The following is a 24,485-nucleotide window of genomic DNA, read 5'->3' as shown; positions in this document are numbered from 1 at the left end:
TTATTTTTTCGTATCGATTAAATCGACTGAACTTTCACAGTTAAAACAAACCAGAAATGTTTCCTTCTCTATCGACGTCAATTCGCTCAGCTGCAGGTGATTTTGGCAAGCCTGGCATCGTCATAATCGCCCCGGTTAAGGCAACGATGAATCCAGCGCCAGCAGACACTTTTAACTGACGAATCGTCACAGTGAAATCTTTCGGTGCGCCAATTAAGGTTGGATCATCTGAGAAGGAATATTGCGTTTTTGCCATACAAATCGGCGCCTCACCCAAGCCCAGTGCTTCGAGTTCCTGCATTTCGCGTCGCGCACTAGGAGTGAGTTCGACCCCTTTTCCACCGTATACTTTTTGTACAATCTTCGTCAACTTTTCTTCAATCGAATCTTCGAAGTCGTAAGCAAAACGGAAGGTATTCGGACGTTCTGCTAGCTCAACGACTTTTTCAGCTAATTCAATCGCACCTTCCCCACCTTTTTCCCAAACTTCCGATAGGACAACTTCCACGCCGCGTTCTTTACAAGCATTTTCAACGGCCTTCAGTTCCGCAGGTGTATCTGTTGGAAACTTGTTGATTGCAACAACGACTGGTAACCCAAAGACACCTTGCATATTGGCTAAGTGTTTTTCTAAGTTTGGTAAACCATCTAAGACGGCATCCACATTTTCTGGTCCAAGCGCATTCTTACTCACGCCACCGTGCATCTTTAAGGCACGAATCGTTGCAACTAAGACCACGGCATCGGGTTGAATTTTTGCTAAACGACACTTAATATCAATAAATTTTTCTGCTCCTAAATCTGCACCAAAACCGGCTTCTGTCACAGTATAATCGGCATATTTTAACGCCAGCTTTGTTGCTAAAACACTGTTACAACCATGCGCAATATTTGCAAAAGGGCCACCATGCACTAAAGCGGGTGTCTGTTCTAAGGTTTGAACCAAATTTGGATGGATGGCTTCTTTTAGCAAAGCAGTCAAAGCCCCTTCAGCTTTTAAATCACTGGCCGTGACGGGTTTCCCTTGATAATCATACCCCACAATTATTCTTCCCAGTTTTTCTTTTAAATCAACGATACTATTTGCAAGACACAAAATTGCCATGATTTCCGACGCCACCGTAATATCAAAGCCATCTTCACGAGGGACTCCATTGGTTTTCCCCTGCAGGCCGTTGACAAGATGGCGCAATTGTCGATCGTTCATATCAACGACACGTTTCCACGTAATCCGACGGCTATCAATTTGTAAAGCGTTTCCATGGTGAATATGATTGTCCAACATCGCTGCTAATAAGTTGTTGGCTGAACTAATCGCATGGAAGTCTCCAGTAAAATGCAAATTAATATCCTCCATTGGCACGACTTGCGCGTAACCGCCCCCTGCAGCCCCACCTTTCATTCCAAAAACAGGCCCCAAAGAAGGTTCACGCAAAGCAAGCATGGCTTTTTTGCCAATTTTTGTTAAGCCATCAGATAAACCGACAGAAGTGGTTGTCTTGCCTTCACCAGCAGGAGTCGGGGTAATCGCCGTAACTAAAATTAATTTCCCATCCGGGCGTTCTTGCATTTTTTCTAATTCAAAAGCATTTAATTTTGCTTTATATTTTCCGTATAAATCATAATCCTCTTCAGTTAAATGCAACGATGCTGCAATCTCTTTAATTGGTCGCATCTTTGCTTGACTGGCAATCTCGATATCAGATAAAAATGTCATTTTCTTTTTCATTCCCCTTCGCGTTTCATTTCTCTTTTTTGTTGTTCCACCTTATTGTTCGGATATAGAAAGTATCGTTCCTTTTTACTACTCAAAAAAAAGATGCCACCATTGAGATAGTGAAGGCCTTCATTTAGCTAGTTACAAATTAGCATGTTGACAAATGCTTGTCAAACACCTCACCATTCGAGCCATTATCATGACAGAAAAACCATTCTATCATACGTATTTTCTCATGTTTGACTTAAAAAAAGGGAAACATGAGATTTTTTTCATCTTTAAAAACGAACATTTTACGTTTTCCGCTCGACCTTCTACTAGGGTTTCTTTCGTAATTTCTGATAAATTGTGCTAAATTGAAGGGGAAGCATCTGCTTTAATGAAAAAAGGAGTGATTCAAATGATTCTTGAAACCGCTCGTCTCGTTTTACGTCGTTTTCAATTGAAAGATTTAAGTCAACTGCATTTTTATCGGAATGATCCTTTATGTGCCCGTTACCAAGAATGGGAAGATACGACGCTCGACGAATTGCATCTTTTTATTCAAAGGAATCAAACTCGCTCCCTCAAAGACCAACAAATCCAAGTTGCCATTGCAACCAAAGAGGATGACCAGCTTATTGGTGACCTATTCGTAGCCAAAAAAGGACGGACGATTACGCTTGGTTTCACAACCAGTCCGGAATTTCAGCGTCAAGGTTATATGTTCGAAGCTTTAAGCACCTTCCTTCCTTATCTTCAAACCAAGTACCCGCAAGCGGAGATTCTTTGTCTTGTACATCCCGGGAACCTCGCGAGCGAACGTCTCTTAGCAAAACTCCATTTTGAAAAGGAAAGATATCTTGCTGCTTTTCATAGCAATGTTTTCATTCTCAAAAAAAAGCCAGACACAAAAAGGTAGAAGATCGATTGACTCGGTCTTCTACCTTTTTTAGGAGTTTATTTCTTTGGAAGGGAGAAATAAAATGAAAAAGTGTTTGCATTGTTTTGGTATGTTTATAGAATAGCGAGAAAATATGAATAAAGTATGCGTAGAGAAAAAGCATTGTATGAAGATATTCGTAAGAAAAAGTTAAGACTCTTTTTTTTCCAGATGCACTTTCTCAATCATTTTAATGAGAACCTCTCGATCCCACAACTCAACATTTAATTTCTTGGCCATTTCTTTTGCAGGGGATGTAAAGTAACTGTTTGTCACAACAACTGCCTGATCGAGTCGATGATAATCTTTACCCGCATGGATTTCTTGGATGGCTCGATTCCCTACTTTTTTCTTCCAACGCTTACATTGAAACCCATATCGAACTTGATTTTTTATTGCCTTTACATCGACGCCTTGATCCGGTCCCTCTCCTGTGCCCACTACTTTTTGGTAGCCATTGTTCAATAGTAAATATACGATATAGCGTTCGAATTCAAGACCGGACATCTCATCAATTTCAGCCATCTTTGCTTTAGAAAAACGTTTCTTTTCACTTAGTACATGATATAAAAAAGGAAGGATCCCTAGTGTCATTGCAAGAACTCCTATCATTCGAAGCGGCACCAATCCATCATACATGAAAGAACCAATAATAATTAGCAATCCTGTTCCTACCATCGAAATCAATTCGTTTTCTTGTTTCTTCTTCATTCTTCTACCTCCATCAATCATTACTCTTAAATTATACCAAATAAAAAAGAAAAGAATCCTTAAAAATAACTATTAGTTACCCCTACTTTTCTTAAAATAAACTTTTAATGGAGGACATTCGAATGTTTGAAGATTTATAAATAGGATGTCAAAAAGAGCGCACCTTTTTCGACATCCCATTTCTACGATTATATTTCTGGTAACTTTTCTAAAAACTCTGTTAAATCACGCACACAAAGGTCCGCCCCGGCTGCCTTGAATTTGGCTTCAATCGCTTGAATCTTCGCTTCTTGTTCGGCAGGTGACAGTGCTTCGTACTCAGCAAGGGACAAGCCCATTTCAGAACTACCGATGATGACTGCGACCGTATACACGCCTGCATTTTTTCCTTCCTCAATATCGGCAATTGTATCACCGACTTTTACAACTTCTTTCACACTCTTGGCTTGAAAATGTTGCATGTTTTGATAGATCATATAAGGATACGGTCGGCCGAGATTAGCCGTCATCTCTGCTGTCGCAATAAAGTCTGGCGTGTAGCCGGCTTGAGCGGCAACTTTGGTGACAACGTCCATCATTTCTTTCGTATAGCCTGTCGTCGAACCAATATTATAGTTGGCTGCTTTCAATGCTTGCACTACCGTCAATGTTTCTGGTTTTAAGTTTGAATTTTGCGCAAGGTCTTCAAAAATGAGCGCTTCAAAACGTGCATAAATAGCATCCACATCTGTCGCTTTCGGTAACGTACCATGCGCAGCTTGCCACTGTGTTTGTGCACTTGGAAGGGCTAATAGCGTCGCCGTATGGTCGCGTTTCGACATCCCCATCGGCCGGCGAATTTCATCCATTGTAAGGGTAATCCCTTTTTCTAAAAAGGCATGTTGAAAAGCATAAACGGGTGTCATACAGCCAAAATCAACGGTTGTTCCAGCCCAGTCAAAAATAATTGTTTTAATTGTCATGATTTTCCTCCGTGTACGTTTTAATTACTTGCAGCAAGGCTTCGATATCTGCTTGATAAATTTCACCTATGTTCCCAATTCGGAAACAATCCGAGTCGCTAATTTTCCCAGGATAGATGACAAAACCATTGGCTTTTAGTGCCTCATAAAAATGTTGGAAGTCAAAGTTTCCTGTTTCGGGATAATAAAACGACGTAATAAAAGGACCTTGATGTTCGGTAATGACCGTTTGGTATCCTAGCTTTGCCATTTCTGTTCGTAGTAAGTGATTGTTTGCGGCATAGCGTTGATAACGAGCGACAATGCCGCCTTCATCGGACAATTCTTTTAGCGCTTGTTGGAAGGCTAAAACGGTGTGTGTTGGCGAAGTAAAACGCCATTTCCCATCGCGAGCCATTTCTTCATACTGCGCGTATAAATCGAGTGACAACGACCGAGCATGCCCTTTTCTGGCGACTAGTTCCTCTTTTTTAGCGAGGACAAAAGAAAAACCAGGTACTCCTTGAATGCATTTATTGGAACTCGAAACCAAAAAATCAATGCCCAATTGCCCTACGTCCAATGGAATCCCGCCAAAACTCGACATGGCATCGACGATAAAAAGCAAGTTTTTTTCTTTTGCAATCGCCGCTACTGAATCCAAATCGTTTAAAATCCCTGAAGTGGTTTCACTATGTACCATGGCCAAGGCAGAAATCGTCGGTTCTGCTGCAACAATTCGACGAATCGCCTCCGCATCGGGAATTTGATTTTCGGCAACCTCGTATAAAGTATAGCGTAAATTGGCTTGCTCCGCCATTTCCTGTAAACGTCGACCGTATGCACCATTCGCGCAGATTAGTAAATGATCCTTGGCCAAAACCATTGAGCTAATCACCGATTCAACACCAAAAGTGCCACTTCCTTGCATTAAAATCGTCGTATAATCTTGGTCATTGACCTGAGCCAAACGCAATAATTCTTGACGAATCGCTTGTGTAATCTCCTTATAGTCTTGGTCCCAAGTACAGTGATCCACTTGCATCGCTGCTTTCACTGTCTCGGAAGTTGTGAGTGGTCCTGGCGTCAGTAATTTATAGGTCATCTCAGTTTCCTTCTTCCATTAAATCTTGATGTTCTTTCAATAGTTCCGCTGTAAGTGATTCTGGATAAACTTTTTGGTTAGCTGCTGCATCGCTTTGGTCTGGCGTTTCTCCTTGGTAAATGGCACTTGGGTAAATTTCCATCAATTCTTCCCGTCCTTTTTCTAAAATCAGGTTTAACATCTCTTCTGCTTTTGGATTGGTTTTTTCACCTTTATCGACGACTGCAAAAGATTCTGTCAACGTGTAAGTCCCTTCTGCAGGTTCCACATAATCAATCATTTCTCCCTGACGTTTATCAAAAACCGCTTGATGACGAAGACCAAAACCGATTGGTACTTCACCTAAACGAACTTTTTTCAAAGGGGCGGAACCGGAACTTTCAAAATGATCGCCAGAATTCTTGTAAATCGCAGTTAAAATTGTTTTGGCTTCTTGCTCGCCATACGTATCAATTAACGCTTGGAATAATAACCAAGCCGTCGAAGATTGTTTGATATCTGAGATGGAAATCAGATTGGCATATTGTGGATCTGCTAGATCTTTTAAGCTTGTTGGAACAGGTACTTTGGCTTCTGCCAATGCTTCAGTATTGTAAAAAATGGCGCCTTCTTGAACAGAAAAGGGTGCTGAAAAATCACTTGCTTGGCCGATTGGTTCAAGGTTCGTTTGAATCGATTGGAACATTTGTTGGCTTTGTTGCGCACTTTCTAAGTAGAAGGTACTCATCGTGATTAAATCGGCTTCGATTTTTTTCCCTTCCGCAAATAATTTACTCCCTAAATCCGAAGTGCCAAAAGTTTGCAGTGTATATTGGTCTTCATAACCGTTCTCATCCAAGATTTTTTGCATCACTTGGACGGGTTCGTCATCTGCATTCGTATAAATAATTACTTTCTCGCTTGCTGCATCACCTTTGGCGCAAGCCCCTAAAAAAATGGCTCCTATTGCGAAACTGAAAAATAGACTTTTTTTGATTTTCATGAAAAACGCTCCTTTTTATCCAGTAAATAAGTTGTTGGACGAATAAATTAATCAGTAATAAAAATAAAGAAAACATAAAAATATCATTGAATTTCCCAAAGTGTTGTAACTCTTTTAACTTCGTTGTAATGACCATCGTATTGGCACTCGATAAGAAAATCACCGCGCTAATTGTGACCATTGCATTCGAAAAATAATAAGCAAACATTTCTAAGAGTGTTGTCTTGGAATTGGGAATGAGCAAACGCCCAATCGTTTGCAGCCAGGAATCTCCAAGCAAGGTGGCACTATTCTCCCAGTTTCGATTCATTTTTTGCAAGGCTTCCTTAGCCATTTGATAAGGCGTCGAAAAATAATGCACAATTGTGACAATCACCAGAATCGCTAACGTATTATGCAGCGGCGTTCCACTGAAAATGAGTAAAAAGGAAACCCCTAACACCATACCAGGAATGGAATTCGTTAAGGTGGCCACACTGTCGATAAGCTTGCTCCAAAGTGAGTGGGTTTGATTACGCGTCGTTAAGATTGCCGAAAAATAGGCTAAAATCGTGCCAAAAAATGCGGTAGAAAAGGCCATTTTCAAAGAATTCATCAAGGTTTGCATTAAAAAGCGATCTTGGACAAATTGCTGAAAATGAGCGAGCGTTAACTGACGCTCGTTCGGCCAGTTGGTTAAAAACGGCAAAATAAAAAGAACCAAAAAGACGCTGATTATCCATAATGAAACAAGTAAGAATAAAAGAGAAAACAAACCGTCACGTAGGCGATTGTCCTTTAACTTTAATCCTTGTGGTTTTTCATAACGGACCATCCGTTTTTGCAATTCATTTAAAATCAAAACACTTAAAATAGAAGGCAGCAACATGGTCAAAGCCACCATCGATCCGTATTGAAAATTCGGTATCGTCCCCATAAATCCTTCATACAGTAGCGTCGTAATAAAAGGCGTCTGGCCTCCTAAGGCACTGGGGATTCCAAAATCCGTAAAAGACATGAAAAAGCCTTGCAAAAAAGCGACCACCAGTACGCGATAGAGCGGACTAAGAATTGTTTTATTGAGTGATACATACCATTTATCTCCCATCAAACGCGATACAATGAATAAACGCGTATCTAGATATTGCATACTATTATGAATTAATAAAAAAATCGGGGGCAGCGTATAAATGACAAACCCCATCAGTAAACCAATCGTGCCATAAATATTAAAGAAAGATTGTCCTAAAATTTTGCTCCATAGTCCCTGTTTTCCAAAAGCATAAATCAAGACAAAGCCGTAGGTAATCGTCGGTAATAACATCGGTAAAAGTAGAATTCTTTGATTGATTTGAATGTATCTTTTGCCAATTTTGGTGAAGTTGACACCATAGGCCAACAAAAATCCCAGAAGTGTGGCACAACTTGTGGCAGTCAACGAGTAAAACAAACTGTTTTTAAAAGATTCCACCCATTTCGGATTAAAAATTCGACCAATCGTTTCAAAGGGCGCCGGCGTATCGGTCGGCCAAGCCGTCCAACCAACCATTAAAATCGGTAATAACAAAAAACAAAAGAAGAAACAAAGCACCATAAACTGCGTCAATTGACGAATAGAAAACTTCTTCATAAGGCCACACGCTGACCTTGCTTCAACTGATCGGCTTGTTGAAAGATCCGCTGAATGTTTTGCTGCTTCGTTGCCAACTGATGAATAATAAACTCCTGCACAAAAGCCGAGGTTCCCTGATTAACAATGTCAACCGGTGAACTGCATTGCGCCACTTTGCCATTATCGAGCACTACAATTTTATCTGACATCGTTAGCGCTTCTTCTGGATCATGCGTCACAATAATAATCGTCAATTGAAATTTACGTGCAATTTCTTGAATCTTTGCTTTAATTGATTCCTTGATGACGCCATCCAAAGCACTTAAGGGTTCATCCAGCAATAAGATTTCTGGTTTCATAACGAGAGTGCGACCCAAAGCCACCCTTTGTTTTTGCCCTCCTGACAGTTGATCAATTGGCTTATGTAAATGATTTTCTAAATTGAGTAAGGCAATGAGTTCCTTCACCTCAGCCTCTGTCGCCTTCTCTTTATGATTGCGTAAACCATAAGTCAAATTTTGATAGGCCGTTAAATTGGGAAACAAGGCATAATCTTGAAACACAATATTAAACGGACGTTTTTCCATCGGTACATGCGTCATTTCTTTTCCTTTAAAGTAAAGTTGACCACTTGTTGGTTCTTCTAAACCTAAAATAAGATTTAATAAAGTTGTTTTACCTGAACCGGACTGTCCAAGAATCGAAACAATCTCCCCGGTTTGAATTTCTAAATTGATGTCATGTAGGACTTGTGTTTGTTGGTAACTTTTATTTACCTTTTGAATCTGTAACATGGTTGATCCCTCCTGTTGTTTAATATAACGAAGAAATGTAAATTCAATTCCCCCCTTTCAGTTAAGATTATGTAAAAATCTCCCCGAGAAAAATTAACAAACAAAAAAGATGTAAAGAAAAACAACCTAGCTTACCTACAACTTGCTCTCAATAAAAAATCCCCCCCTGCTTTTCCTTTACGAAATGAAGCGACCCCCAAAAGTCAGATTTTTGGTCTAACTTTTGGGGGTCGCTTCATTCACTACAAAAAGTAGGGGGGCTTTTTATTTATTATTCGATTGTTTCGTCATAAAATGGTAAAAAGCGCCCAATAAACCAGCGTTATTTTGATGTTTGGCAAAGGTCAAGCTTGTCCGGCTTGCTAAACTAGGGACCAATTTCTCCTTTAAGGCTCGTGTCATTCGTTCTTTTAAATAGTCTTCTTGCCCCATAATGCCGCCACCTAAAACGACAACTTGAGGGTTGATGACATAGCAAATATTGGCAATACCTGTAACGAGGACTTCAATCATCTCGTCAATGGCGGTTTGACAAATCACATCTCCGGCCTGAGCCGCTTCAAAAATGCGATAGCCATTCCAGTCAGCCGTGACGTCCTTTTTCCGTTGAGCCACTTTTTGGATAAGGGCGGTCGTCGCACCTAGTTGTTGAAATTCTTGGCCATCCATGTGCATATAACCGACTTCACAAGCGCTATTGCTATAGCCACGAAAAATTTCTTTCCCAAGTAAAATACAACCACCAATCCCGGTACCAATCGTTAAACAGAGCGTCACTTGACTACCCTTGGCAGCACCGTCCATTACCTCCGCCAAACCTGCACAATTCACGTCATTTTCAATTTCACACGGCAATTGATACTTGGCTTCTAAATGTTGTTTAAATTGAGTCCCTGCATAATTAGGAATTTGAGGACCCGCATAAAAAATTTCACCTTTATCCGGATCCACCATCCCCGCGCTGGAAAGGGCAATGCCAGCTAAATCAGATGTTTCCAAGAAACCTTCAATGATTTCTTCGACCTTTTGCATAATGCCAGTTCCACCTAAATGGGCCTCTGTCGGACGTTTGCTTTGTTCCATCATTTGACCGGCTTCATTGACTAAGCCATACTTCATCATCGTACCGCCGATATCGATACAGGCATAGGTCTTCATTTTTTTCACCTACTTTTATTTACAGTATGTCGCAAGCGCTGTTTGAATAAGAGTTGCTGCCTTTTGAGCAATCGGTAAATCACTTTCAATTAAAGGTGCCAATGGCTGACGAACCGAACCTAAATCTAAGTTTTCATTGATACGTAAGATTTCTTTAATCATCCCATACAGATTCCCGTGACCCGAAACCATCACACCAATAATTTCATTAATGTCATATTGCAATGCTTTCGCTGTTTCTAATTCTTTTTCTTTAATTAAAGCATCTAATTTTAAGAATAATGCTGGCATCGCTCCATAAGTGCCACCGATTCCTCCTTGGGCGCCCATCACACGGCCACCTAGGAATTGTTCGTCTGGACCGTTAAAGACGATGTAGTCTTCTCCACCTGCAGACACAAACATTTCAATATCTTGTACGGGCATGGATGAGTTTTTCACCCCAATGACTCTGGGGTTTTTACGCATTTTTGCATACAGACTTGGTGTTAAACTGACACCAGCCAGCTGCGGAATATTATAAATAATAAAATCCGTTTTTGGTGCAGCGTCGCTCATCTCATTCCAGTATTTCGCAATGGCATGTTCTGGTAAACGGAAATAAATCGGTGGAATCGCTGCAATCGCATCGACACCCAAACCTTCTGCATGCTTAGCTAACTCAATACTATCTTTTGTATTGTTACATGCCACATGTGCAATGACGGTTAACTTGCCTGCCGCAACAGCCATGACATTTTCTAAAACTATTTTTCGATCGGCCACACTTTGATAAATACATTCACCAGAAGAACCATTTACATAAACACCTTTTACCCCTTTCTCAATGTGAAAGCGCGTTAAAGCTTGCACTCTTTCTGGACTGATTTCGCCCGCCTCATCGTAACAAGCATAAAATGCTGGGATGACTCCCTGATATTTACTTAAATCTCTCATTTGTCGATTCTCCTTTAATTTTCAGTCATTGATTGACGAATATAATCACTGTATTTTTTGGTAATTAATTGTGGTCGTGTAATGCTCGAACCGACTACGACGCTAAAACAGCCCAGTTCCAACACTCGCTTGGCTTTTTCTGGCGAGTCAATATTCCCTTCAGCGATAACAGGATGCTTTACTTTCGCCAAAATTTCACGAATAATCGCAAAATCATCGTCCTCAATTCGCAGATTTTTACTTTGTTTCGTATAGCCTACAAGCGTGGTACCAATAAAATCAAAGCCTAGTTGGTCGGCGTATAAGGCTTCTTCAACGGTCGAACAATCGGCCATGAATCGTTGCTCAGGATACTTCTCTTTGATTCGTTTAAAAAAAGTATCCAGTGTCTCGCCTGCTGGTCGTGTAGACGAAGTCGCATCAAGGGCAATGATATCTGGCTTCACCGTCATTAATTCGTCAATTTCTTGCATGGTTGCTGTAATAAAAACTTCGACATCTGGGTAATCCCGTTTAATAATGCCAATAATTGGTAAATCAACTTGTTGCTTAATCTCCGCAATATCGACACAAGAATTTGCACGAATGCCTGCAGCCCCACCTTCCTTTGCAGCGATAGCCATTCTCCCCATAATAAAAGGGGAATGCAACGGTTCATCGGGTAATGCCTGGCAGGAAACAATTAGGTTTCCGGACAAGTCTTGAATTCTATTTATCATAATTTTGAATCCTTTCTTAGAAAATTAGTTTTCATTGCGATATTTTTCAAACACGGGATGTAAAATCCCTGTTTGCACGTAAGCAATCATGGAAAAACCAATAAATAAAAGGATGGATAGCGTTAAAAGCATTGTTACAGGTGAAAAGAAAAGTAACATGACTACGGGTAATAAGATTGCAATAAGGGCTAAAGTTTTAGAAAAGTGTAAAAATCCCAAGTAAAAAGCACTTTTTAATAACTGGAAAAAACTCGTTTCAAATATTCCACTAATCTGAAAACTATAAAGTCCCGTCACGAAACTAATAAAGCCGATTCCATAACAAAGGATTTGAAGGGCCATCGCTACCGGCGTTTGGATTGTTGCAATCATTTGACTATTGATAAAAAGGGCGACGAAAATCCAAGTCGCGCATAACCCTAAACTGAATCCTTGTTTTAGATTGGCTCGAAATTGCTGATAATATTCTCGCCCCATTTGTTGAATCGTTCCTTGACGTATCTTCACGGTCATTTGATATAAGGCGATCAAGGCTGGACCAATCGTAACAAGCGGGAGACAACTGAGAAGAAACAAGAAATTCAAGTTCATTAAATCAAATATTTTTGCAGACACCTGTAGCCATTTACTGTCTAGATTAAAAATTCTTTGTTTCAATGGACGACGCGTTTTTTGCATCTGATTACTCCTTTCCTCAATTTAAAATAATTTTTCTACAACTGCTTTCGCACTCTTATGTTGATTGCTCTGGCTATTTTTTTGGTTCCGATGATAATAGGTTTGATATAGTAAATCAATTAGAAATAACTGCCCAACTTTCACCGAAGTTGATCCCCCTTCTAAAGGTGATTCTTTTGCACCACACAACAAGTATGCATCGGTATAGGCCATTAATGGCGATTGTTTAAAATGAGTGATACAAGCAACCTTCACTCCCGATTCCTTTGCTTGTTTTGCGATATGTACAATGTCTTTTGTGGCACCAGAATAAGAAAATAAGATTAGCAAGTCCTCTTCATCTGCCAAAGCGGTTGCCATTGATTGCATATGAGAATCGGGAATCAACTGTACCTTGTTTGTCACTCGAATAAATCGATTCCAAGCATCTTGTGCAGTCACCAAGCTATCTCCAACACCAAAAAAGTAAATTTTATTTGAGTCTTCCATCATATCAATCATTTTGTTTAACATTTTTTGGTCAAGCAACTGGTAGGATTCTTCAATTGCTTGAATGTGCCCTTGCATTACTTGATCTTCTAACTTGCCTGTTTCATTAGGTTGATCATTACTTTCTTCGGAAGCCAAATAGAGTGAGAGCTGCATTTTAAACTCTTGATAACCTTGGAAACGCATGGTTCGACAAAAACGATAGACGCTTGTTTCTCCCACCTCACAAGCATTGGCTAAATCTGTAATCGACATATACAACACAGCCTCGGAATTTGCAAGTATATAATCAGCTACCTTCTTTTCTGCTTTTGTTAATTGGTTATAATTTGTCTGTATTTGTAAAGTCAATCCTACTTTTTTTGCCATGCTTCGTTCTCCTTCAATCTTTATTCCACTAAAATTTTAACCACGCCTTTTTTCACTTGTGGACCAAATGCACCTTGAATTCCTGGTTGATGTGGCTCTTTTGCCATACAAATGATAAAGTGTTCGTCTCCTAATGGAAATAAAAGTGCGCTTTTACATTTTATTGTACCAAAATCATGGGTTTCATCATATACTCGTGTCTGTGATTCCAAAGAAAGCCCCATACCAATTTGTTCTTCACCCATTAAATTAAATTGAAGATCCAGATATTTTTCATGAAATTCATATGTATCCGAATAGTCTTGTGTTAAAGAAGCATGCATGATATTGATAAAGACTTTTTCACCATCAATCTTGGTCACGCCTAGTGGCAATTGATCGATTGGCGTTTGGAGCAAAAAGTCAATGCCACGGTCTAAATTTGGATGAATCCCTTTATAGCAGCCTAAGTTTGTCATTGTGTCATAGATCATCTTTTTATCCTTTCACAGCACCCATTGTAATTCCTTGTGTAAATGACTTTTGGAAAATTAAGAAAATCGCAACAATCGGTAGGGCCGCCAAAAATGCCCCCGCCATAATTAAGCCATAATTGGTCGCCATCTCTGCTTGCATCGTCGCCACTCCTAGTGAAATCGTCAAATTCTCTCGAGAGGAGAGCATCACTAATTGCATAAAATAATCGTTCCAAGTATTGATGAAAGTGAAAATTGCTAAAGCGGCAAAGCCTGGCTTAACAATCGGAAAAGCGACACTAACAAAAGTCCGAATTTCCCCGCAGCCATCAATTTTTGCTGATTCTAAAAGTTCTGTCGGAATATTTTCACTAAATTGTTTCATCAAGAACACACCAAAAGGCCAGCCGACTAACGGTAAAATAACAGCTGCTAAAGTGTCATGAATTCCCATGACATTCACAATTCGCACCAAAGGAACTAAGACGACTTGTTTTGGTAAAGCCATCGCTGCGATAAAAATAGAAAAGAGTATTTTTTGACCGTAGAAGCGTTTTTTCGCTAGCACATAACCAGCCAAAGCGGAGGTTAAACAAACTAAGAGCATGGTAGCACCTGAAGTAAAAATCGAATTCCATAGCCACTTCAGTGCTGGATTTTGAATAATGAGCTTTTCAAAGTTTTCAAGAGTCGGATCAGCTGGCCACCACTGGGGAGGAATCATAATTGTTGCAGGTTGTGATTTAAAAGCTCCCGTCATAATCCAATAAAACGGAAATACAAAGAAAACGGTTAATGCCAGTAAAATCATCGTCGATAGAATGGTTGAAGGTTTAAAAGTTTTCGTTTTCATTATCTGCTCTCCTATTAATATTCAACGTCATTTCCTAGAATCTTAAATTGAGCAAAACTAATAATCGCAATTAAGACTGCTAAGAAAACGCCCATTGTATTTGCATAGCCATATTCTGAAAGTTTAAACGCCTTTTCGTATAAATAATACATCAACGTGCTCGTTGAATAATTCGGTCCTCCAGAAGTTAGTAATTGAATCAAGGCGAAACATTGAAACGAATTGATGGTTGTAATGACAGCAATGTAAAGCGTTGTCGGTAACAAACTTGGCCATTTAATTTTCCAAAAAACTTGATTCTCATTGGCACCATCGATTCTTGCTGCTTCAACTAAGGAATGATCAATGTTTCCCATCGCTGCAATATAAAGAATAATTGGTTGTCCAACAGAAGTCGTCAGCAAAATAATCATGATGGCAAGCAAAGCCCATTGTTTGTCGCCTAACCAACTAATATTTTGCTCAATAATTCCCCCTGATTTCAACACATAATTTAAAATACCTGATAGTGGATCATAAATCCATTTCCAAACGACTGTTACCGCAACGCTTCCTGTTACGACTGGCAGAAAGAACACAAAGCGATAAAAAGAACGAGAAATGACATTTCGTTCATACGTCTGGGAGGCAACAAAAAGTGAGAATAAGACCACAATTGGAACAGATCCAATGACAATAATTAAGGTATTTATTAATGATTTTATAAATACAGGATCTTTAAACATTCGAACATAATTATCAAAACCAATAAAAGTAAAATCCGTCATTGTATAATTAAAGAAGCTCGTAACAAAGCCCATAACCATCGGTGCTAAAACAAAAACAGTAAAAAAGACTAAAACGGGTGCCAAAAAGGCATAAGATACGATCGTTTCACGCATCTTTAATTTATTTTTTCTCATAGAAGTCCTCCTCGGAACAAAGCGTCGCTCCTCAGTGATTGATGCACTCATTTTTTTCATGATTTTTCTCCTAGCTTTCTTATTTCATAAAAAGAAAACTACTTTTCTCACCTTAAACCTTAAGACAAGAAAAGTAGCAAGAGTTTAATTAGTTTGCCGCTTTTTCAATTGTCGCATTGGCTTTTTCCGTAAAATCTGCTAATGCATCGGCCGGCGCCACATCCCCATTTGAAACTGCTTGAACCATTGGGAACCATAATGTCCGCATCTCAGCGAAGCCGTCAATTGTATTGTAGTAAGGGCTATAGTATTGTGTCCATGATGCTAACATGTCCATTCGTTCATCATTGTATAAGTTGCCAAACGATTGACGAACAGGGAAGGCACCCGTCCGAACCACGTTTTTTGGTCCCCACTCTGCATCATCGGCAATGAAAGTGACTAATTTTTTAGAGGCTTCGGCTTTCGCCTCATCCTGCTTATCAAAAATGGCAAATCCATTCACTAAGTATTCAAGTTCTGGCACCCCATCTTCCGAAGGAAACGGAATTTCTAGATAATCCACTTTACTCGATTCAAGTAGTTGTGCTTGGGTTTGGGGCTGTGCAGGTGCCCATAAAATCGTAAAGGATGTTTGACCATTGGCGAAGTTTTGAATATCTGCCGAACCGTCATATTGAGAACCGTTCATTACAAGACCCTCTTCAATCCAACCATGAATTTGTTCCATTGATTGAATCGCTTCTGGTGTATCCGTCGTGTATTTTGTGACTTTTTCATCGGTAATTGGGTTGCTATTAAGATTGGCAAAGAAAGCTCGCGGTCCTTGGTCGCCTCCTTGTCCATTACTAAAGAACGAACCTGGATTATAGCCTTTTTCTTTAAGCGCTTTCAAGGCTTTCTCAAAGTCAGCTGTCGTCCAACCTTCTTTCACTAAATCTTCAACGCCCGCATCTTTGACCATTTCGCGATTGAGCGCCATATAAAATGGTGCGGAACTAATTGGATACATATAAGCAGTATCTCCAGCTTTACTTGCATTAATAATTTCATCGTTTCCTACATCGGCAATAAACTCATCTGTAAATAAATCATTTAATTCAACGAGTTTACCGGCTTTCCCCCAAGCAATAATTCGACCAGGTGCATCAAATAAAACATCTGGAGCCGTTCCTGCTTCAATGGCCGTTGTAATTTTTTCTGGACCAGAGGTGAAGTCAATTGTTTCTAATTTAACTTTGATATCTGGATTCGCTGCTTCAAAAGCCTCTACAATCTTCTTCTCATACGTCCCTACACCATCATTTGCATTTTCTTGTGTAAAGGTCGGAAACGCCCACCACGTAATTTCCGTTTGTTTTGCATCGCCACTTCCTTTATCCGTACTTGAAGCCGATGAATCTTTTGTCCCGTCATTTCCATTACCACACGCTGCTAAAGATAAAATCGCTGTCGCTGTTAATAATGAAACCAATAATTTCTTCATTTAATAACCTCTTCTCAATTTATTTCGTTCTTTAAGCTTTTGTCCCTGAAAAAGATTAACAACGTATCACCGTTAAAATGAAACTTGCGCAAGTTTTCTTTTTTTTGAATACGTTTACATTTTTCAGTATAACAGGAAGAAATATTTTTTTCAATAGACAAAATAAAAAATCTTTCTTTTTTAAGCAAGCATAAAAAAAGATTCTCCCTCTTTTCAGACAGAGAATCATTTCCTTAAGCTTTCACAGGTTCTTTTTTCAAGAGCCATACACAGCCAATTGCTAGAATAATCAAGCCTGCACCAAAGGCATAAATACCCCAAATTCCTTGATGTAAAATAGCTCGTAGTGGTTGCAAGAGTTGATCTGGCAAAAGTTTTGCCGTTTGCGGATTCACGAGTTTATTCATAATATCCGGATCATCGGTCAAGGCTGCTTTTGCTAATTCCGAACGTGTGATGGTATTTAAAACAAGGCCGAAGACTGAGACCATCACCGTTTGCCCAATCGTTTTACTCAACGTATTAAATGAGGTAGCCACACCTAATTGATTGATGGACACGCTGTTTTGCGCTTGAACGGTAGTTGCAACAATCGTCCCGCCCATTCCGATACCAATCACCGCTGAAATCAGTAAGAAGAGGTAAAAAGGAACTCTCATCGGGATGATTAATAAGCTCACACCCCCAACGAGAGTGATCCCTAAAGTTCGAAGCAAGGTGGTCTTCATTGAAGTCTGGGCCATCCAACGACCGGCTAACGTCGAGCCATAAACCCATAGAATCGATAGAGGGGCTAAGACCAAGCCGCCAATGCCAGCTTTGTAACCTAGTACGCCTTGCATCCACATCGGAATATAAACCTCAACGCCCATTAAAAAGCCACTAACTAAAGCTGCGACGATATTCACCACGACAAAAATCGGACTCTTAAAAAGTTCTAATGAGATCACAGGGTCTTCTGCACGTTTTTCTGCGTGAATAAAGAAAATAACCGATAGCACCATGGCTAGGAGTAAAGCAATGACCTTAAAGTCAAAGCCGGTTTCCCCTAAAAATTGGAAAGCAAGCAATAAGGTCAATAACATAGACATCAGTAAGAGGCTGCCTCGAATATCCATTTTCTTATTGTCTTTCTCACGTTTTTCTTCAACCAAATAATAAGCAACTAAAGCAATTAAAACGATACCAATCGGGACATTAATAAAGAAAATCCAGTGCCAGCCAATCGTATCTACGATGACACCACCCGTTAAGGGACCGACAACGCTAGCAATTCCCCAAGCGGTACTGTTTAACCCCAACATTTTTGCGCGTTTTTCTGCTGTGTACATATCGGCTAAGATCGTCAAAGCAACAGGCATCATGGCACCCGCTCCAATTCCTTGAATCGCACGGGCCACAATCAATGTCATCATCGTATTGGAAAAACCACATAAGGCTGATCCGACAATAAAGATGAATGTCCCAAAAATAAAAATTGGTCGCCGGCCAACTTTATCCGCAAGTTTGCCATAAATGGGTGTAAACATGGCATTGGTTAATAAATAAATTGAAAAAACCCAGTTCATAATTTCTATCCCATGTAAGGAACCGACAATTGTAGGCATTGCTGTTGTAACGATGGTTCCTTCAATTGCTGTCATGAAGGTTGCAACGAAAACCGCAATCGTCACGATTAAAACATTTGTTTCTCTTTTCTTTTCCATTTGATCCCACTTTCTTTTCCTTTTTTAGACATCAAAACGACCCCTATCAAAAGTCAGACTCATGATAGAGGTCGCCTCTTTTATTCCTTCACACTTGCCAGTAGCGCGTCTACTTTATCTGTTTTTTCCCAGGGCAAGTCGATATCTGTACGACCAAAATGTCCGTATGCCGCAGTCTGACGATAAATCGGACGGCGTAAATCGAGCATTTCTATGATTCCAGCAGGACGCAAATCAAAGTTTTGACGGACTGCTTTTATTAATTGTTCTTCAGGCACTTCACTTGTTCCAAAAGTATCAATCGCAATCGAAACAGGTTGAGCCACACCGATTGCATAAGCCAATTGAACTTCTGCTTTTGTCGCTAATTTTGCAGCGACAATATTTTTGGCAATATAACGGGCTGCATAACTGGCAGAACGATCGACCTTGGTCGCATCTTTTCCTGAAAATGCGCCGCCACCATGGCGTGCATAACCGCCATAAGTATCGACAATAATTTTACGTCCCGTTAAGCCCGCATCTCCTTGTGGCCCTCCGATGACAAAGCGACCCGTCGGATTAATATAATATTTCGTTTCATCATCCAATAACTCTGCTGGGACAATTGGACGAATGACTTTTTCCATCACGTCTTGACGCAAGGTTTCATTATCAATCGCGTCATCATGTTGGGTACTGATTACAATGGCATCGACCCGTTTTGGTTGCTGATTTTCATCATACTCAACCGTTACTTGTGATTTTGAGTCAGGACGTAAGTACGTCAATTCACCAGTTTTACGTAACTCAGATAAACGACGAACCAAGCGATGACTTAAAGCAATTGGTAAGGGCATGAGTTCAGGTGTTTCATCTACAGCAAAACCAAACATTAAGCCTTGGTCCCCTGCACCGATTTCATCCAAACGATCTTTCACACCTTCTCGAGCTTCTAAAGCCGTATCCACGCCTTGGGCAATATCCGGTGATTGTTCGTCAATCGCCACTAACACCGCAACAGTGTCTCCATCAAATCCGAACTTTGCTCGCGTGTAGCCAATCTTCTTGATCGTCTCACGGACCACTTTTTGGATGTCAACATATGCTGTCGTCGAAACTTCTCCAAAAACCAAGACTAAACCGGTTGTAACGGATGTTTCGCATGCCACTCTTGCCATCGGGTCTTTTTCTAATAAGGCATCTAAAATGGCATCACTGATTTGATCGGCCACCTTATCTGGATGTCCCTCTGACACAGATTCTGAAGTAAATAAATGTTTTTCTGTCAATTTGTATTCCCCCTGATTAATTTTCGGTTACAAGGCATCTCCACTTTTCGTACAATGAAGTGAATCCTCTCGGGAACTTGCAACGCTCTGATTATAGCAAATTATAGTCAAAATTGCTTGGTTTTCGAGTCTTTTCTCAGAAACAAACAGAACTATTTTCAATTTTCTTGAAAATTTCTTTTTTTATAAGGGAGATTGGATTTTTTTCTGCCAAGTTTGGTACATTTTGGTTAATTCTGCGACTTTGTCTGGATAAGAAGTCGCGCAATTAAAGCTTGGATCCTCTGATTGATTCGCCTTCAAATGAAAGAGGCTTTTTCCCTGACCAATATCGGTATGCTCAACTTCTTGCATGACACGCCGCGCATTTTGTGATTGCTCATCAGCAAAGACTTCATGAAGCTTCCAATCTTTTTGCCGGACACTCCATTGAAAGCCTGTATCAAAATACAGTGCCTCATGGCCAACATTGACTTCACCTAAAAACGCAGGTACCAAGTTTAATCCATCGATTGGTACATTTGTTGGTAGTTCAACCCCCGCTAAATAGGAAAAAGTCGGCAAAAGGTCCATACTAGAGACTAAATCCGTCGTTTGACTATTGGCCGCAATAATACCTGGCCAAGAAGCCAAGTAAGGTACGCGAATACCTCCTTCAAATAAGCTATATTTCGAACCTGTTAGCGGACCATTATCACCATAATTGCAAGCAGAACCACCGTTATCTGTTAAATAGATAACCAGTGTTTCTTCTCGTGTCCCCGTTGCTTCTAATGTATCCAATAGGCGACCAATCTCTTGATCCATTAATTCTAATTGAGCCAGGTAGTAGGCTCGACCGTTCGGTAAGTTGGGTGAGATAGCCCCATCATACCAATCAAGGTATTCAGAAGGCGATCCTTTAAAATCTTCAAAACTCGGTAGCCCTCGTTTTTCTAATTCTTCTTCTGGTAATTGCCAAGCAAAATTATGGACGGCATTAAAAGCAACCATACAAAAATAAGGCTGTTCCTCATCCAGCGCGTCTTCTATAAATTGTTTGGCTCTTCTTCCAAATGCTGACGTTAAATGCTCATGGCACTCAACTGCCTGCCCATTTTCATACATCGCATGCATACCCAAAATGTTCGCTGCTGCACCATGCTGGCTTTCTGCTTCTTGTTCGTGAATGAGATAGTGTAGGCGCCCCATTCCTTGAGCTGCTAACCCGTAAAAGGACTCATCAAATCCATGATTTTCAGGACAACTTCGACTGCCTGGTGCATCTGGTCCATAATGAACTTTCCCAAAATAACCGGAGCGATAGCCTGCATCTTTTAAAATTTCAGGAATCGAACGATACGGCTCAGGTGCAAAATTTGAACTATCAAACCATTTACCACCCCAACGTTGTTGATGACTGCCCACAATCATGCTCGAGCGGGAGGGGGAACAGATCGGAGCGCTTACAAATCCTTGTTCAAATAAGAGCCCTTCCTTTCGCAAACGATCCAGATTGGGCGTATGAACGGTAGCATCTTTTTGATAAAAGGATAGATCACCATATCCGTGATCATCTGAAACAATCAAGATGATATTGGGCTTTTTTCCAAACAGTTTTTTTTCTTCCAAAAAAACACCTCATTTCTATTTTCTCTATTATACCTTGAAACCGCTCTTTCGAAGGAGGGAAATTTGATTTATACTAAAGATTAGTTGGATTTCTCATACTTACAGTCATGAGTATTTTCGGCTATTTCATAAAACCAGCGATTGGAGTCGAAAAAAATGAAAAAAAATTGGGTCGCCTTTGGTGATTCTGTCACCTGGTATGATCAAAAACAATTTCTAGCATTTACCCGTCAGCCTAATCAAAAATGCCAAGGTTATCAAACACACCTAGAACAAGAGTTAGAAATCAAAATTGAAAATCAAGGAATCTCAGGTAATACCGTCCAAGACGTTTGTCAACGATCCTTGAACTTTGATTATGCCCACTACCAAGGCGTTTCTTTTTTTGTTGGAATTAATAATTTTAATAAAATGTCTACCTCTACCTTTGGCCAAATCGAAGAAAAGGGGCATCCTTTTGATGCGTCTACTTTTTGTGGTGCCTATCAAACCATGATTGAAGACGTCTTAAATCGTGCCCCACACGTTCAAATTCTGCTAATCATTCCCTACAAAGTTTTTAAGCAAACACACGGTGAATTACCTGCCATTTACTCTCAAACAATCAGACAAATTGCCCAACTATATGGCTTGCCTTTTTGTGATTTATACACTCATAGTCCCATTGATCCGCTCGATGTCCCACAAGATTTTGTCGATGATTTTAACCTTGTCCATTACTATTTCCATCTCAATAATGAAGGCTATAAGAAAATTGCAACCTTACTCATTCCCTTCTTTAAAGAAGCCATCAATCAACCCTAAAAAGATTATTGCGATGAAGTTCAGGAAATCAGAGCAGCGTATTTTCCATCACTCGTTGCCCTGATTCTTTTAGTTTTCTAACTATCTTCTACGCTTTATCCAAGGTGTTCATCGATTGATCGAACACAAAAATGCCTCTGCACGCGGTATTTGAATCAACTTTTCAAAACCACCTCACATCGTTGACTACTATTGCGTTTGATTAGCCCTCTAATTGAAGGGTTCAGATGATTTTTCTGGAAAATAAAAAAGCATTGGACAAAATCGCCGATGCTTTTTTGTAAAAGCGCATACCATAAGAGTTTTGAACAAAAAAAAGAAGCATTCTCACAGAATACTTCAGAAATGATCCGTACGGGATTCGAACCCGTGTTACCGCCGTGAAAGGGCGGTGTCTTAACCGCTTGACCAACGGACCTTTTAAAACGGAGAAGGAGGGATTTGAACCCTCGCGCCGATCACTCGACCTACGCCCTTAGCAGGGGCGCCTCTTCAGCCTCTTGAGTACTTCCCCAAAACCAATAATGGCTTTGTAAATGGGCCTAAATGGACTCGAACCATCGACCTCACGCTTATCAGGCGTGCGCTCTAACCAGCTGAGCTATAGGCCCCAATTTCCAAAAGCGGGTGACGAGAATCGAACTCGCGACGACAGCTTGGAAGGCTGTGGTTTTACCACTAAACTACACCCGCGATGGGTAATGGCGCGAGACGGAATCGAACCGCCGACACATGGAGCTTCAATCCATTGCTCTACCAACTGAGCTACCGAGCCATATAACTTTGAAAAACGGTCTGGACGGGACTCGAACCCGCGACCTCCTGCGTGACAGGCAGGCATTCTAACCAGCTGAACTACCAAACCTTGAAACTTTTTACTATTACTAGTAAATTGCGGGAGTAGGATTTGAACCTACGACCTTCGGGTTATGAGCCCGACGAGCTGCCGAACTGCTCCATCCCGCGATAAAGAATGTATAAACATTCAAAAAAATATTTTTGACTAACAATGATGACAAAGGTAACTTCGCTCACTTTGTTTGCCAGTTACTGTTCAACATCAATAATAACTTATTGTGTTTCTCAGCAAAGGAGGATGAGGGATTCGAACCCCCGCACGGTTTTACCCGCCTGACGGTTTTCAAGACCGTTCCCTTCAGCCGGACTTGGGTAATCCTCCGGTATAACATATATAAATGATCCGTACGGGATTCGAACCCGTGTTACCGCCGTGAAAGGGCGGTGTCTTAACCGCTTGACCAACGGACCAAAATAGATGAATGGGCCTAAATGGACTCGAACCATCGACCTCACGCTTATCAGGCGTGCGCTCTAACCAGCTGAGCTATAGGCCCGTTATAACAAAAACAAAAGCGGGTGACGAGAATCGAACTCGCGACGACAGCTTGGAAGGCTGTGGTTTTACCACTAAACTACACCCGCATGGCGGTCTGGACGGGACTCGAACCCGCGACCTCCTGCGTGACAGGCAGGCATTCTAACCAACTGAACTACCAAACCATATGGATATTTTTGTTATAATGTTTAATTACTATAAATAATAGTAAATTGCGGGAGTAGGATTTGAACCTACGACCTTCGGGTTATGAGCCCGACGAGCTACCGAACTGCTCCATCCCGCGATAAGGAATGTATGAACATTCAAAAGAATAAGTTTGACTAACAATGATTACAAAGGTAACTTCGCTCACTTTGTTTGCCAAGTACTGTTCAACATCAATAATAACTTATTGTGTTTCTCAGCAAAGGAGGATGAGGGATTCGAACCCCCGCACGGTTTTACCCGCCTGACGGTTTTCAAGACCGTTCCCTTCAGCCGGACTTGGGTAATCCTCCGGTGTAAAAATAATGCCCTATACCTACAAATCCATAAAGAAAAGATGGACCTTGTAGGACTCGAACCTACGGCCGGACGGTTATGAGCCGTCTGCTCTAACCAACTGAGCTAAAGGTCCAAGCTCTAAAAATCGCGGCGAAGGGGATCGAACCCCCGACCTTTCGGGTATGAACCGAACGCTCTAGCCATCTGAGCTACACCGCGAACAAAAAATCATTTATTAAAAATGATATGGAGCCTAGCGGGATCGAACCGCTGACCTCCTGCGTGCAAGGCAGGCGCTCTCCCAGCTGAGCTAAGGCCCCTAAATTTACTATCGGGAAGACAGGATTCGAACCTGCGACCCCTTGGTCCCAAACCAAGTGCTCTACCAAGCTGAGCTACTTCCCGTACAATATGTAACGATGCACCCAAGAGGAGTCGAACC

General features: G+C 40.7%; 21 protein-coding genes, 18 tRNA genes and 1 riboswitch. Of the genes, 2 read left to right on the top strand and 37 right to left on the bottom strand.

The genetic code is table 11. From position 1 onward, the window contains the following. Nucleotides 1–40 precede the first annotated feature (40 nt). Nucleotides 41–1,717, bottom strand: coding sequence for a formate--tetrahydrofolate ligase (locus ACYSNO_RS06205; RefSeq protein ID WP_461730306.1), 1,677 nt, complete (start codon nucleotides 1,715–1,717; stop codon nucleotides 41–43). 400 nt (nucleotides 1,718–2,117) lie between these two features. On the opposite strand from ACYSNO_RS06205, the gene ACYSNO_RS06200 reads away from it, so the two are divergent. Then, nucleotides 2,118–2,618 (top strand): GNAT family N-acetyltransferase, encoded by a 501-nt coding sequence (locus tag ACYSNO_RS06200; protein WP_461730199.1) that lies wholly within the window; start codon nucleotides 2,118–2,120, stop codon nucleotides 2,616–2,618. A 171-nt stretch (nucleotides 2,619–2,789) separates the two neighbouring features. On the opposite strand, the gene ACYSNO_RS06195 is transcribed toward ACYSNO_RS06200, so the two are convergent. The 18 genes from ACYSNO_RS06195 to ACYSNO_RS06110 all read right to left on the bottom strand — a co-directional run bounded on the left by ACYSNO_RS06195 (nucleotide 2,790) and on the right by ACYSNO_RS06110 (nucleotide 21,396). Beyond that, nucleotides 2,790–3,350, bottom strand: a complete 561-nt coding sequence (locus ACYSNO_RS06195; RefSeq protein WP_461730198.1) for a restriction endonuclease — start codon at nucleotides 3,348–3,350, stop codon at nucleotides 2,790–2,792. A 188-nt stretch (nucleotides 3,351–3,538) separates the two neighbouring features. Then, nucleotides 3,539–4,312: a phosphonoacetaldehyde hydrolase gene (phnX, locus tag ACYSNO_RS06190; protein WP_461730197.1), complete on the bottom strand. Its 774-nt coding sequence runs from the start codon at nucleotides 4,310–4,312 to the stop codon at nucleotides 3,539–3,541. Next, a complete protein-coding gene (phnW, locus tag ACYSNO_RS06185) occupies nucleotides 4,302–5,396 on the bottom strand; it encodes a 2-aminoethylphosphonate--pyruvate transaminase (protein WP_461730196.1) in 1,095 nt (364 codons plus the stop codon). The genes phnX and phnW overlap by 11 nt, the downstream gene beginning before the upstream one ends. A gap of 1 nt (nucleotide 5,397) precedes the next feature. Further along, the gene (locus ACYSNO_RS06180; protein WP_461730195.1) at nucleotides 5,398–6,378 is read right to left on the bottom strand and encodes an ABC transporter substrate-binding protein; all 981 of its coding nucleotides are present in this window, start codon (nucleotides 6,376–6,378) and stop codon (nucleotides 5,398–5,400) included. Further along, a complete protein-coding gene (locus ACYSNO_RS06175; RefSeq protein WP_461730194.1) occupies nucleotides 6,305–7,987 on the bottom strand; it encodes an ABC transporter permease subunit in 1,683 nt (560 codons plus the stop codon). The genes ACYSNO_RS06180 and ACYSNO_RS06175 overlap by 74 nt, the downstream gene beginning before the upstream one ends. Next, entirely contained in the window at nucleotides 7,984–8,763 is a 780-nt protein-coding gene (locus tag ACYSNO_RS06170) for an ABC transporter ATP-binding protein (protein WP_461730193.1), read from the bottom strand. The genes ACYSNO_RS06175 and ACYSNO_RS06170 overlap by 4 nt, the downstream gene beginning before the upstream one ends. 264 nt (nucleotides 8,764–9,027) lie before the next feature. Continuing rightward, complete coding sequence (locus ACYSNO_RS06165) at nucleotides 9,028–9,921, bottom strand: ROK family protein (protein WP_461730192.1); 894 nt, start codon at nucleotides 9,919–9,921, stop codon at nucleotides 9,028–9,030. A 15-nt stretch (nucleotides 9,922–9,936) separates the two neighbouring features. Continuing rightward, the gene (locus ACYSNO_RS06160) at nucleotides 9,937–10,857 is read right to left on the bottom strand and encodes a dihydrodipicolinate synthase family protein (protein ID WP_461730191.1); all 921 of its coding nucleotides are present in this window, start codon (nucleotides 10,855–10,857) and stop codon (nucleotides 9,937–9,939) included. Nucleotides 10,858–10,871: 14 nt separating this feature from the next. Then, nucleotides 10,872–11,576 carry an N-acetylmannosamine-6-phosphate 2-epimerase gene (locus ACYSNO_RS06155; protein ID WP_461730190.1) on the bottom strand — a complete coding sequence of 235 codons (705 nt, stop codon included), beginning with the start codon at nucleotides 11,574–11,576 and terminating at the stop codon, nucleotides 10,872–10,874. A 24-nt stretch (nucleotides 11,577–11,600) separates the two neighbouring features. Continuing rightward, a complete protein-coding gene (locus tag ACYSNO_RS06150) occupies nucleotides 11,601–12,254 on the bottom strand; it encodes a YesL family protein (RefSeq protein WP_461730189.1) in 654 nt (217 codons plus the stop codon). Between the two features lie 21 nt (nucleotides 12,255–12,275). After that, nucleotides 12,276–13,112 carry a MurR/RpiR family transcriptional regulator gene (locus tag ACYSNO_RS06145; protein ID WP_461730188.1) on the bottom strand — a complete coding sequence of 279 codons (837 nt, stop codon included), beginning with the start codon at nucleotides 13,110–13,112 and terminating at the stop codon, nucleotides 12,276–12,278. Nucleotides 13,113–13,132: 20 nt separating this feature from the next. Then, entirely contained in the window at nucleotides 13,133–13,585 is a 453-nt protein-coding gene (locus ACYSNO_RS06140; RefSeq protein ID WP_461730187.1) for a NanQ anomerase/TabA/YiaL family protein, read from the bottom strand. Nucleotides 13,586–13,589: 4 nt separating this feature from the next. Next, nucleotides 13,590–14,420, bottom strand: coding sequence for a carbohydrate ABC transporter permease (locus tag ACYSNO_RS06135; protein ID WP_461730186.1), 831 nt, complete (start codon nucleotides 14,418–14,420; stop codon nucleotides 13,590–13,592). A 14-nt stretch (nucleotides 14,421–14,434) separates the two neighbouring features. Further along, nucleotides 14,435–15,322: a carbohydrate ABC transporter permease gene (locus ACYSNO_RS06130; protein WP_461730185.1), complete on the bottom strand. Its 888-nt coding sequence runs from the start codon at nucleotides 15,320–15,322 to the stop codon at nucleotides 14,435–14,437. Nucleotides 15,323–15,470: 148 nt separating this feature from the next. After that, nucleotides 15,471–16,808, bottom strand: coding sequence for an ABC transporter substrate-binding protein (locus ACYSNO_RS06125; protein ID WP_461730184.1), 1,338 nt, complete (start codon nucleotides 16,806–16,808; stop codon nucleotides 15,471–15,473). Between the two features lie 233 nt (nucleotides 16,809–17,041). Continuing rightward, nucleotides 17,042–18,514: an MDR family MFS transporter gene (locus ACYSNO_RS06120; protein ID WP_461730183.1), complete on the bottom strand. Its 1,473-nt coding sequence runs from the start codon at nucleotides 18,512–18,514 to the stop codon at nucleotides 17,042–17,044. An 80-nt stretch (nucleotides 18,515–18,594) separates the two neighbouring features. Beyond that, complete coding sequence (gene metK, locus ACYSNO_RS06115; RefSeq protein ID WP_461730182.1) at nucleotides 18,595–19,785, bottom strand: methionine adenosyltransferase; 1,191 nt, start codon at nucleotides 19,783–19,785, stop codon at nucleotides 18,595–18,597. Beyond that, nucleotides 19,783–19,873: riboswitch (SMK box riboswitch) on the bottom strand. It overlaps the preceding gene by 3 nt. A gap of 95 nt (nucleotides 19,874–19,968) precedes the next feature. After that, the gene (locus ACYSNO_RS06110; RefSeq protein WP_461730181.1) at nucleotides 19,969–21,396 is read right to left on the bottom strand and encodes a sulfatase family protein; all 1,428 of its coding nucleotides are present in this window, start codon (nucleotides 21,394–21,396) and stop codon (nucleotides 19,969–19,971) included. Between the two features lie 156 nt (nucleotides 21,397–21,552). Between ACYSNO_RS06110 and ACYSNO_RS06105 the strand changes: the two genes are divergently transcribed. After that, nucleotides 21,553–22,200 carry an SGNH/GDSL hydrolase family protein gene (locus ACYSNO_RS06105; protein ID WP_461730180.1) on the top strand — a complete coding sequence of 216 codons (648 nt, stop codon included), beginning with the start codon at nucleotides 21,553–21,555 and terminating at the stop codon, nucleotides 22,198–22,200. 346 nt (nucleotides 22,201–22,546) lie between these two features. Here ACYSNO_RS06105 and ACYSNO_RS06100 read toward each other — a convergent pair. The 18 genes from ACYSNO_RS06100 to ACYSNO_RS06015 all read right to left on the bottom strand — a co-directional run bounded on the left by ACYSNO_RS06100 (nucleotide 22,547) and on the right by ACYSNO_RS06015 (nucleotide 24,448). Continuing rightward, nucleotides 22,547–22,618, bottom strand: a tRNA-Glu gene (locus ACYSNO_RS06100). An 8-nt stretch (nucleotides 22,619–22,626) separates the two neighbouring features. Beyond that, nucleotides 22,627–22,714, bottom strand: a tRNA-Ser gene (locus ACYSNO_RS06095). 23 nt (nucleotides 22,715–22,737) lie between these two features. Continuing rightward, nucleotides 22,738–22,811 (bottom strand) — tRNA-Ile (locus tag ACYSNO_RS06090). Between the two features lie 11 nt (nucleotides 22,812–22,822). Next, nucleotides 22,823–22,893 (bottom strand) — tRNA-Gly (locus ACYSNO_RS06085). Nucleotides 22,894–22,902: 9 nt separating this feature from the next. Beyond that, nucleotides 22,903–22,975: transfer RNA gene (locus ACYSNO_RS06080), tRNA-Phe, on the bottom strand. Nucleotides 22,976–22,991: 16 nt separating this feature from the next. Continuing rightward, a tRNA-Asp gene (locus tag ACYSNO_RS06075) sits at nucleotides 22,992–23,065 on the bottom strand. 27 nt (nucleotides 23,066–23,092) lie between these two features. Further along, nucleotides 23,093–23,166: transfer RNA gene (locus ACYSNO_RS06070), tRNA-Met, on the bottom strand. Between the two features lie 124 nt (nucleotides 23,167–23,290). Further along, nucleotides 23,291–23,380: transfer RNA gene (locus tag ACYSNO_RS06065), tRNA-Ser, on the bottom strand. A gap of 17 nt (nucleotides 23,381–23,397) precedes the next feature. Then, a tRNA-Glu gene (locus ACYSNO_RS06060) sits at nucleotides 23,398–23,469 on the bottom strand. A 12-nt stretch (nucleotides 23,470–23,481) separates the two neighbouring features. Then, nucleotides 23,482–23,555, bottom strand: a tRNA-Ile gene (locus ACYSNO_RS06055). Between the two features lie 17 nt (nucleotides 23,556–23,572). Next, nucleotides 23,573–23,643: transfer RNA gene (locus ACYSNO_RS06050), tRNA-Gly, on the bottom strand. A 1-nt stretch (nucleotide 23,644) separates the two neighbouring features. Next, a tRNA-Asp gene (locus ACYSNO_RS06045) sits at nucleotides 23,645–23,721 on the bottom strand. Between the two features lie 48 nt (nucleotides 23,722–23,769). Then, nucleotides 23,770–23,843 (bottom strand) — tRNA-Met (locus ACYSNO_RS06040). A gap of 124 nt (nucleotides 23,844–23,967) precedes the next feature. Further along, nucleotides 23,968–24,057, bottom strand: a tRNA-Ser gene (locus ACYSNO_RS06035). Nucleotides 24,058–24,102: 45 nt separating this feature from the next. Continuing rightward, a tRNA-Ile gene (locus ACYSNO_RS06030) sits at nucleotides 24,103–24,176 on the bottom strand. A 12-nt stretch (nucleotides 24,177–24,188) separates the two neighbouring features. Further along, nucleotides 24,189–24,262 (bottom strand) — tRNA-Met (locus ACYSNO_RS06025). Between the two features lie 28 nt (nucleotides 24,263–24,290). After that, a tRNA-Ala gene (locus ACYSNO_RS06020) sits at nucleotides 24,291–24,363 on the bottom strand. A gap of 11 nt (nucleotides 24,364–24,374) precedes the next feature. Continuing rightward, nucleotides 24,375–24,448: transfer RNA gene (locus ACYSNO_RS06015), tRNA-Pro, on the bottom strand. Nucleotides 24,449–24,485 lie beyond the last annotated feature (37 nt).

The organism is Enterococcus sp. LJL98, from assembly GCF_054871745.1.
Note: the sequence above shows the minus strand (reverse complement) of the source record. Positions and strands in the feature narration are given on the sequence as shown.

What these genes read in the sequence shown, in the direction of transcription:
- ACYSNO_RS06205 (WP_461730306.1), bottom strand. Translation starts at nt 1,717, where the DNA reads ATGACATTTTTATCTGATATCGAGATTGCCAGTCAAGCAAAGATGCGA.
- ACYSNO_RS06200 (WP_461730199.1), top strand. Translation starts at nt 2,118, where the DNA reads ATGATTCTTGAAACCGCTCGTCTCGTTTTACGTCGTTTTCAATTGAAA.
- ACYSNO_RS06195 (WP_461730198.1), bottom strand. Translation starts at nt 3,350, where the DNA reads ATGAAGAAGAAACAAGAAAACGAATTGATTTCGATGGTAGGAACAGGA.
- phnX (WP_461730197.1), bottom strand. Translation starts at nt 4,312, where the DNA reads ATGACAATTAAAACAATTATTTTTGACTGGGCTGGAACAACCGTTGAT.
- phnW (WP_461730196.1), bottom strand. Translation starts at nt 5,396, where the DNA reads ATGACCTATAAATTACTGACGCCAGGACCACTCACAACTTCCGAGACA.
- ACYSNO_RS06180 (WP_461730195.1), bottom strand. Translation starts at nt 6,378, where the DNA reads ATGAAAATCAAAAAAAGTCTATTTTTCAGTTTCGCAATAGGAGCCATT.
- ACYSNO_RS06175 (WP_461730194.1), bottom strand. Translation starts at nt 7,987, where the DNA reads ATGAAGAAGTTTTCTATTCGTCAATTGACGCAGTTTATGGTGCTTTGT.
- ACYSNO_RS06170 (WP_461730193.1), bottom strand. Translation starts at nt 8,763, where the DNA reads ATGTTACAGATTCAAAAGGTAAATAAAAGTTACCAACAAACACAAGTC.
- ACYSNO_RS06165 (WP_461730192.1), bottom strand. Translation starts at nt 9,921, where the DNA reads ATGAAGACCTATGCCTGTATCGATATCGGCGGTACGATGATGAAGTAT.
- ACYSNO_RS06160 (WP_461730191.1), bottom strand. Translation starts at nt 10,857, where the DNA reads ATGAGAGATTTAAGTAAATATCAGGGAGTCATCCCAGCATTTTATGCT.
- ACYSNO_RS06155 (WP_461730190.1), bottom strand. Translation starts at nt 11,576, where the DNA reads ATGATAAATAGAATTCAAGACTTGTCCGGAAACCTAATTGTTTCCTGC.
- ACYSNO_RS06150 (WP_461730189.1), bottom strand. Translation starts at nt 12,254, where the DNA reads ATGCAAAAAACGCGTCGTCCATTGAAACAAAGAATTTTTAATCTAGAC.
- ACYSNO_RS06145 (WP_461730188.1), bottom strand. Translation starts at nt 13,112, where the DNA reads ATGGCAAAAAAAGTAGGATTGACTTTACAAATACAGACAAATTATAAC.
- ACYSNO_RS06140 (WP_461730187.1), bottom strand. Translation starts at nt 13,585, where the DNA reads ATGATCTATGACACAATGACAAACTTAGGCTGCTATAAAGGGATTCAT.
- ACYSNO_RS06135 (WP_461730186.1), bottom strand. Translation starts at nt 14,420, where the DNA reads ATGAAAACGAAAACTTTTAAACCTTCAACCATTCTATCGACGATGATT.
- ACYSNO_RS06130 (WP_461730185.1), bottom strand. Translation starts at nt 15,322, where the DNA reads ATGAGAAAAAATAAATTAAAGATGCGTGAAACGATCGTATCTTATGCC.
- ACYSNO_RS06125 (WP_461730184.1), bottom strand. Translation starts at nt 16,808, where the DNA reads ATGAAGAAATTATTGGTTTCATTATTAACAGCGACAGCGATTTTATCT.
- ACYSNO_RS06120 (WP_461730183.1), bottom strand. Translation starts at nt 18,514, where the DNA reads ATGGAAAAGAAAAGAGAAACAAATGTTTTAATCGTGACGATTGCGGTT.
- ACYSNO_RS06105 (WP_461730180.1), top strand. Translation starts at nt 21,553, where the DNA reads ATGAAAAAAAATTGGGTCGCCTTTGGTGATTCTGTCACCTGGTATGAT.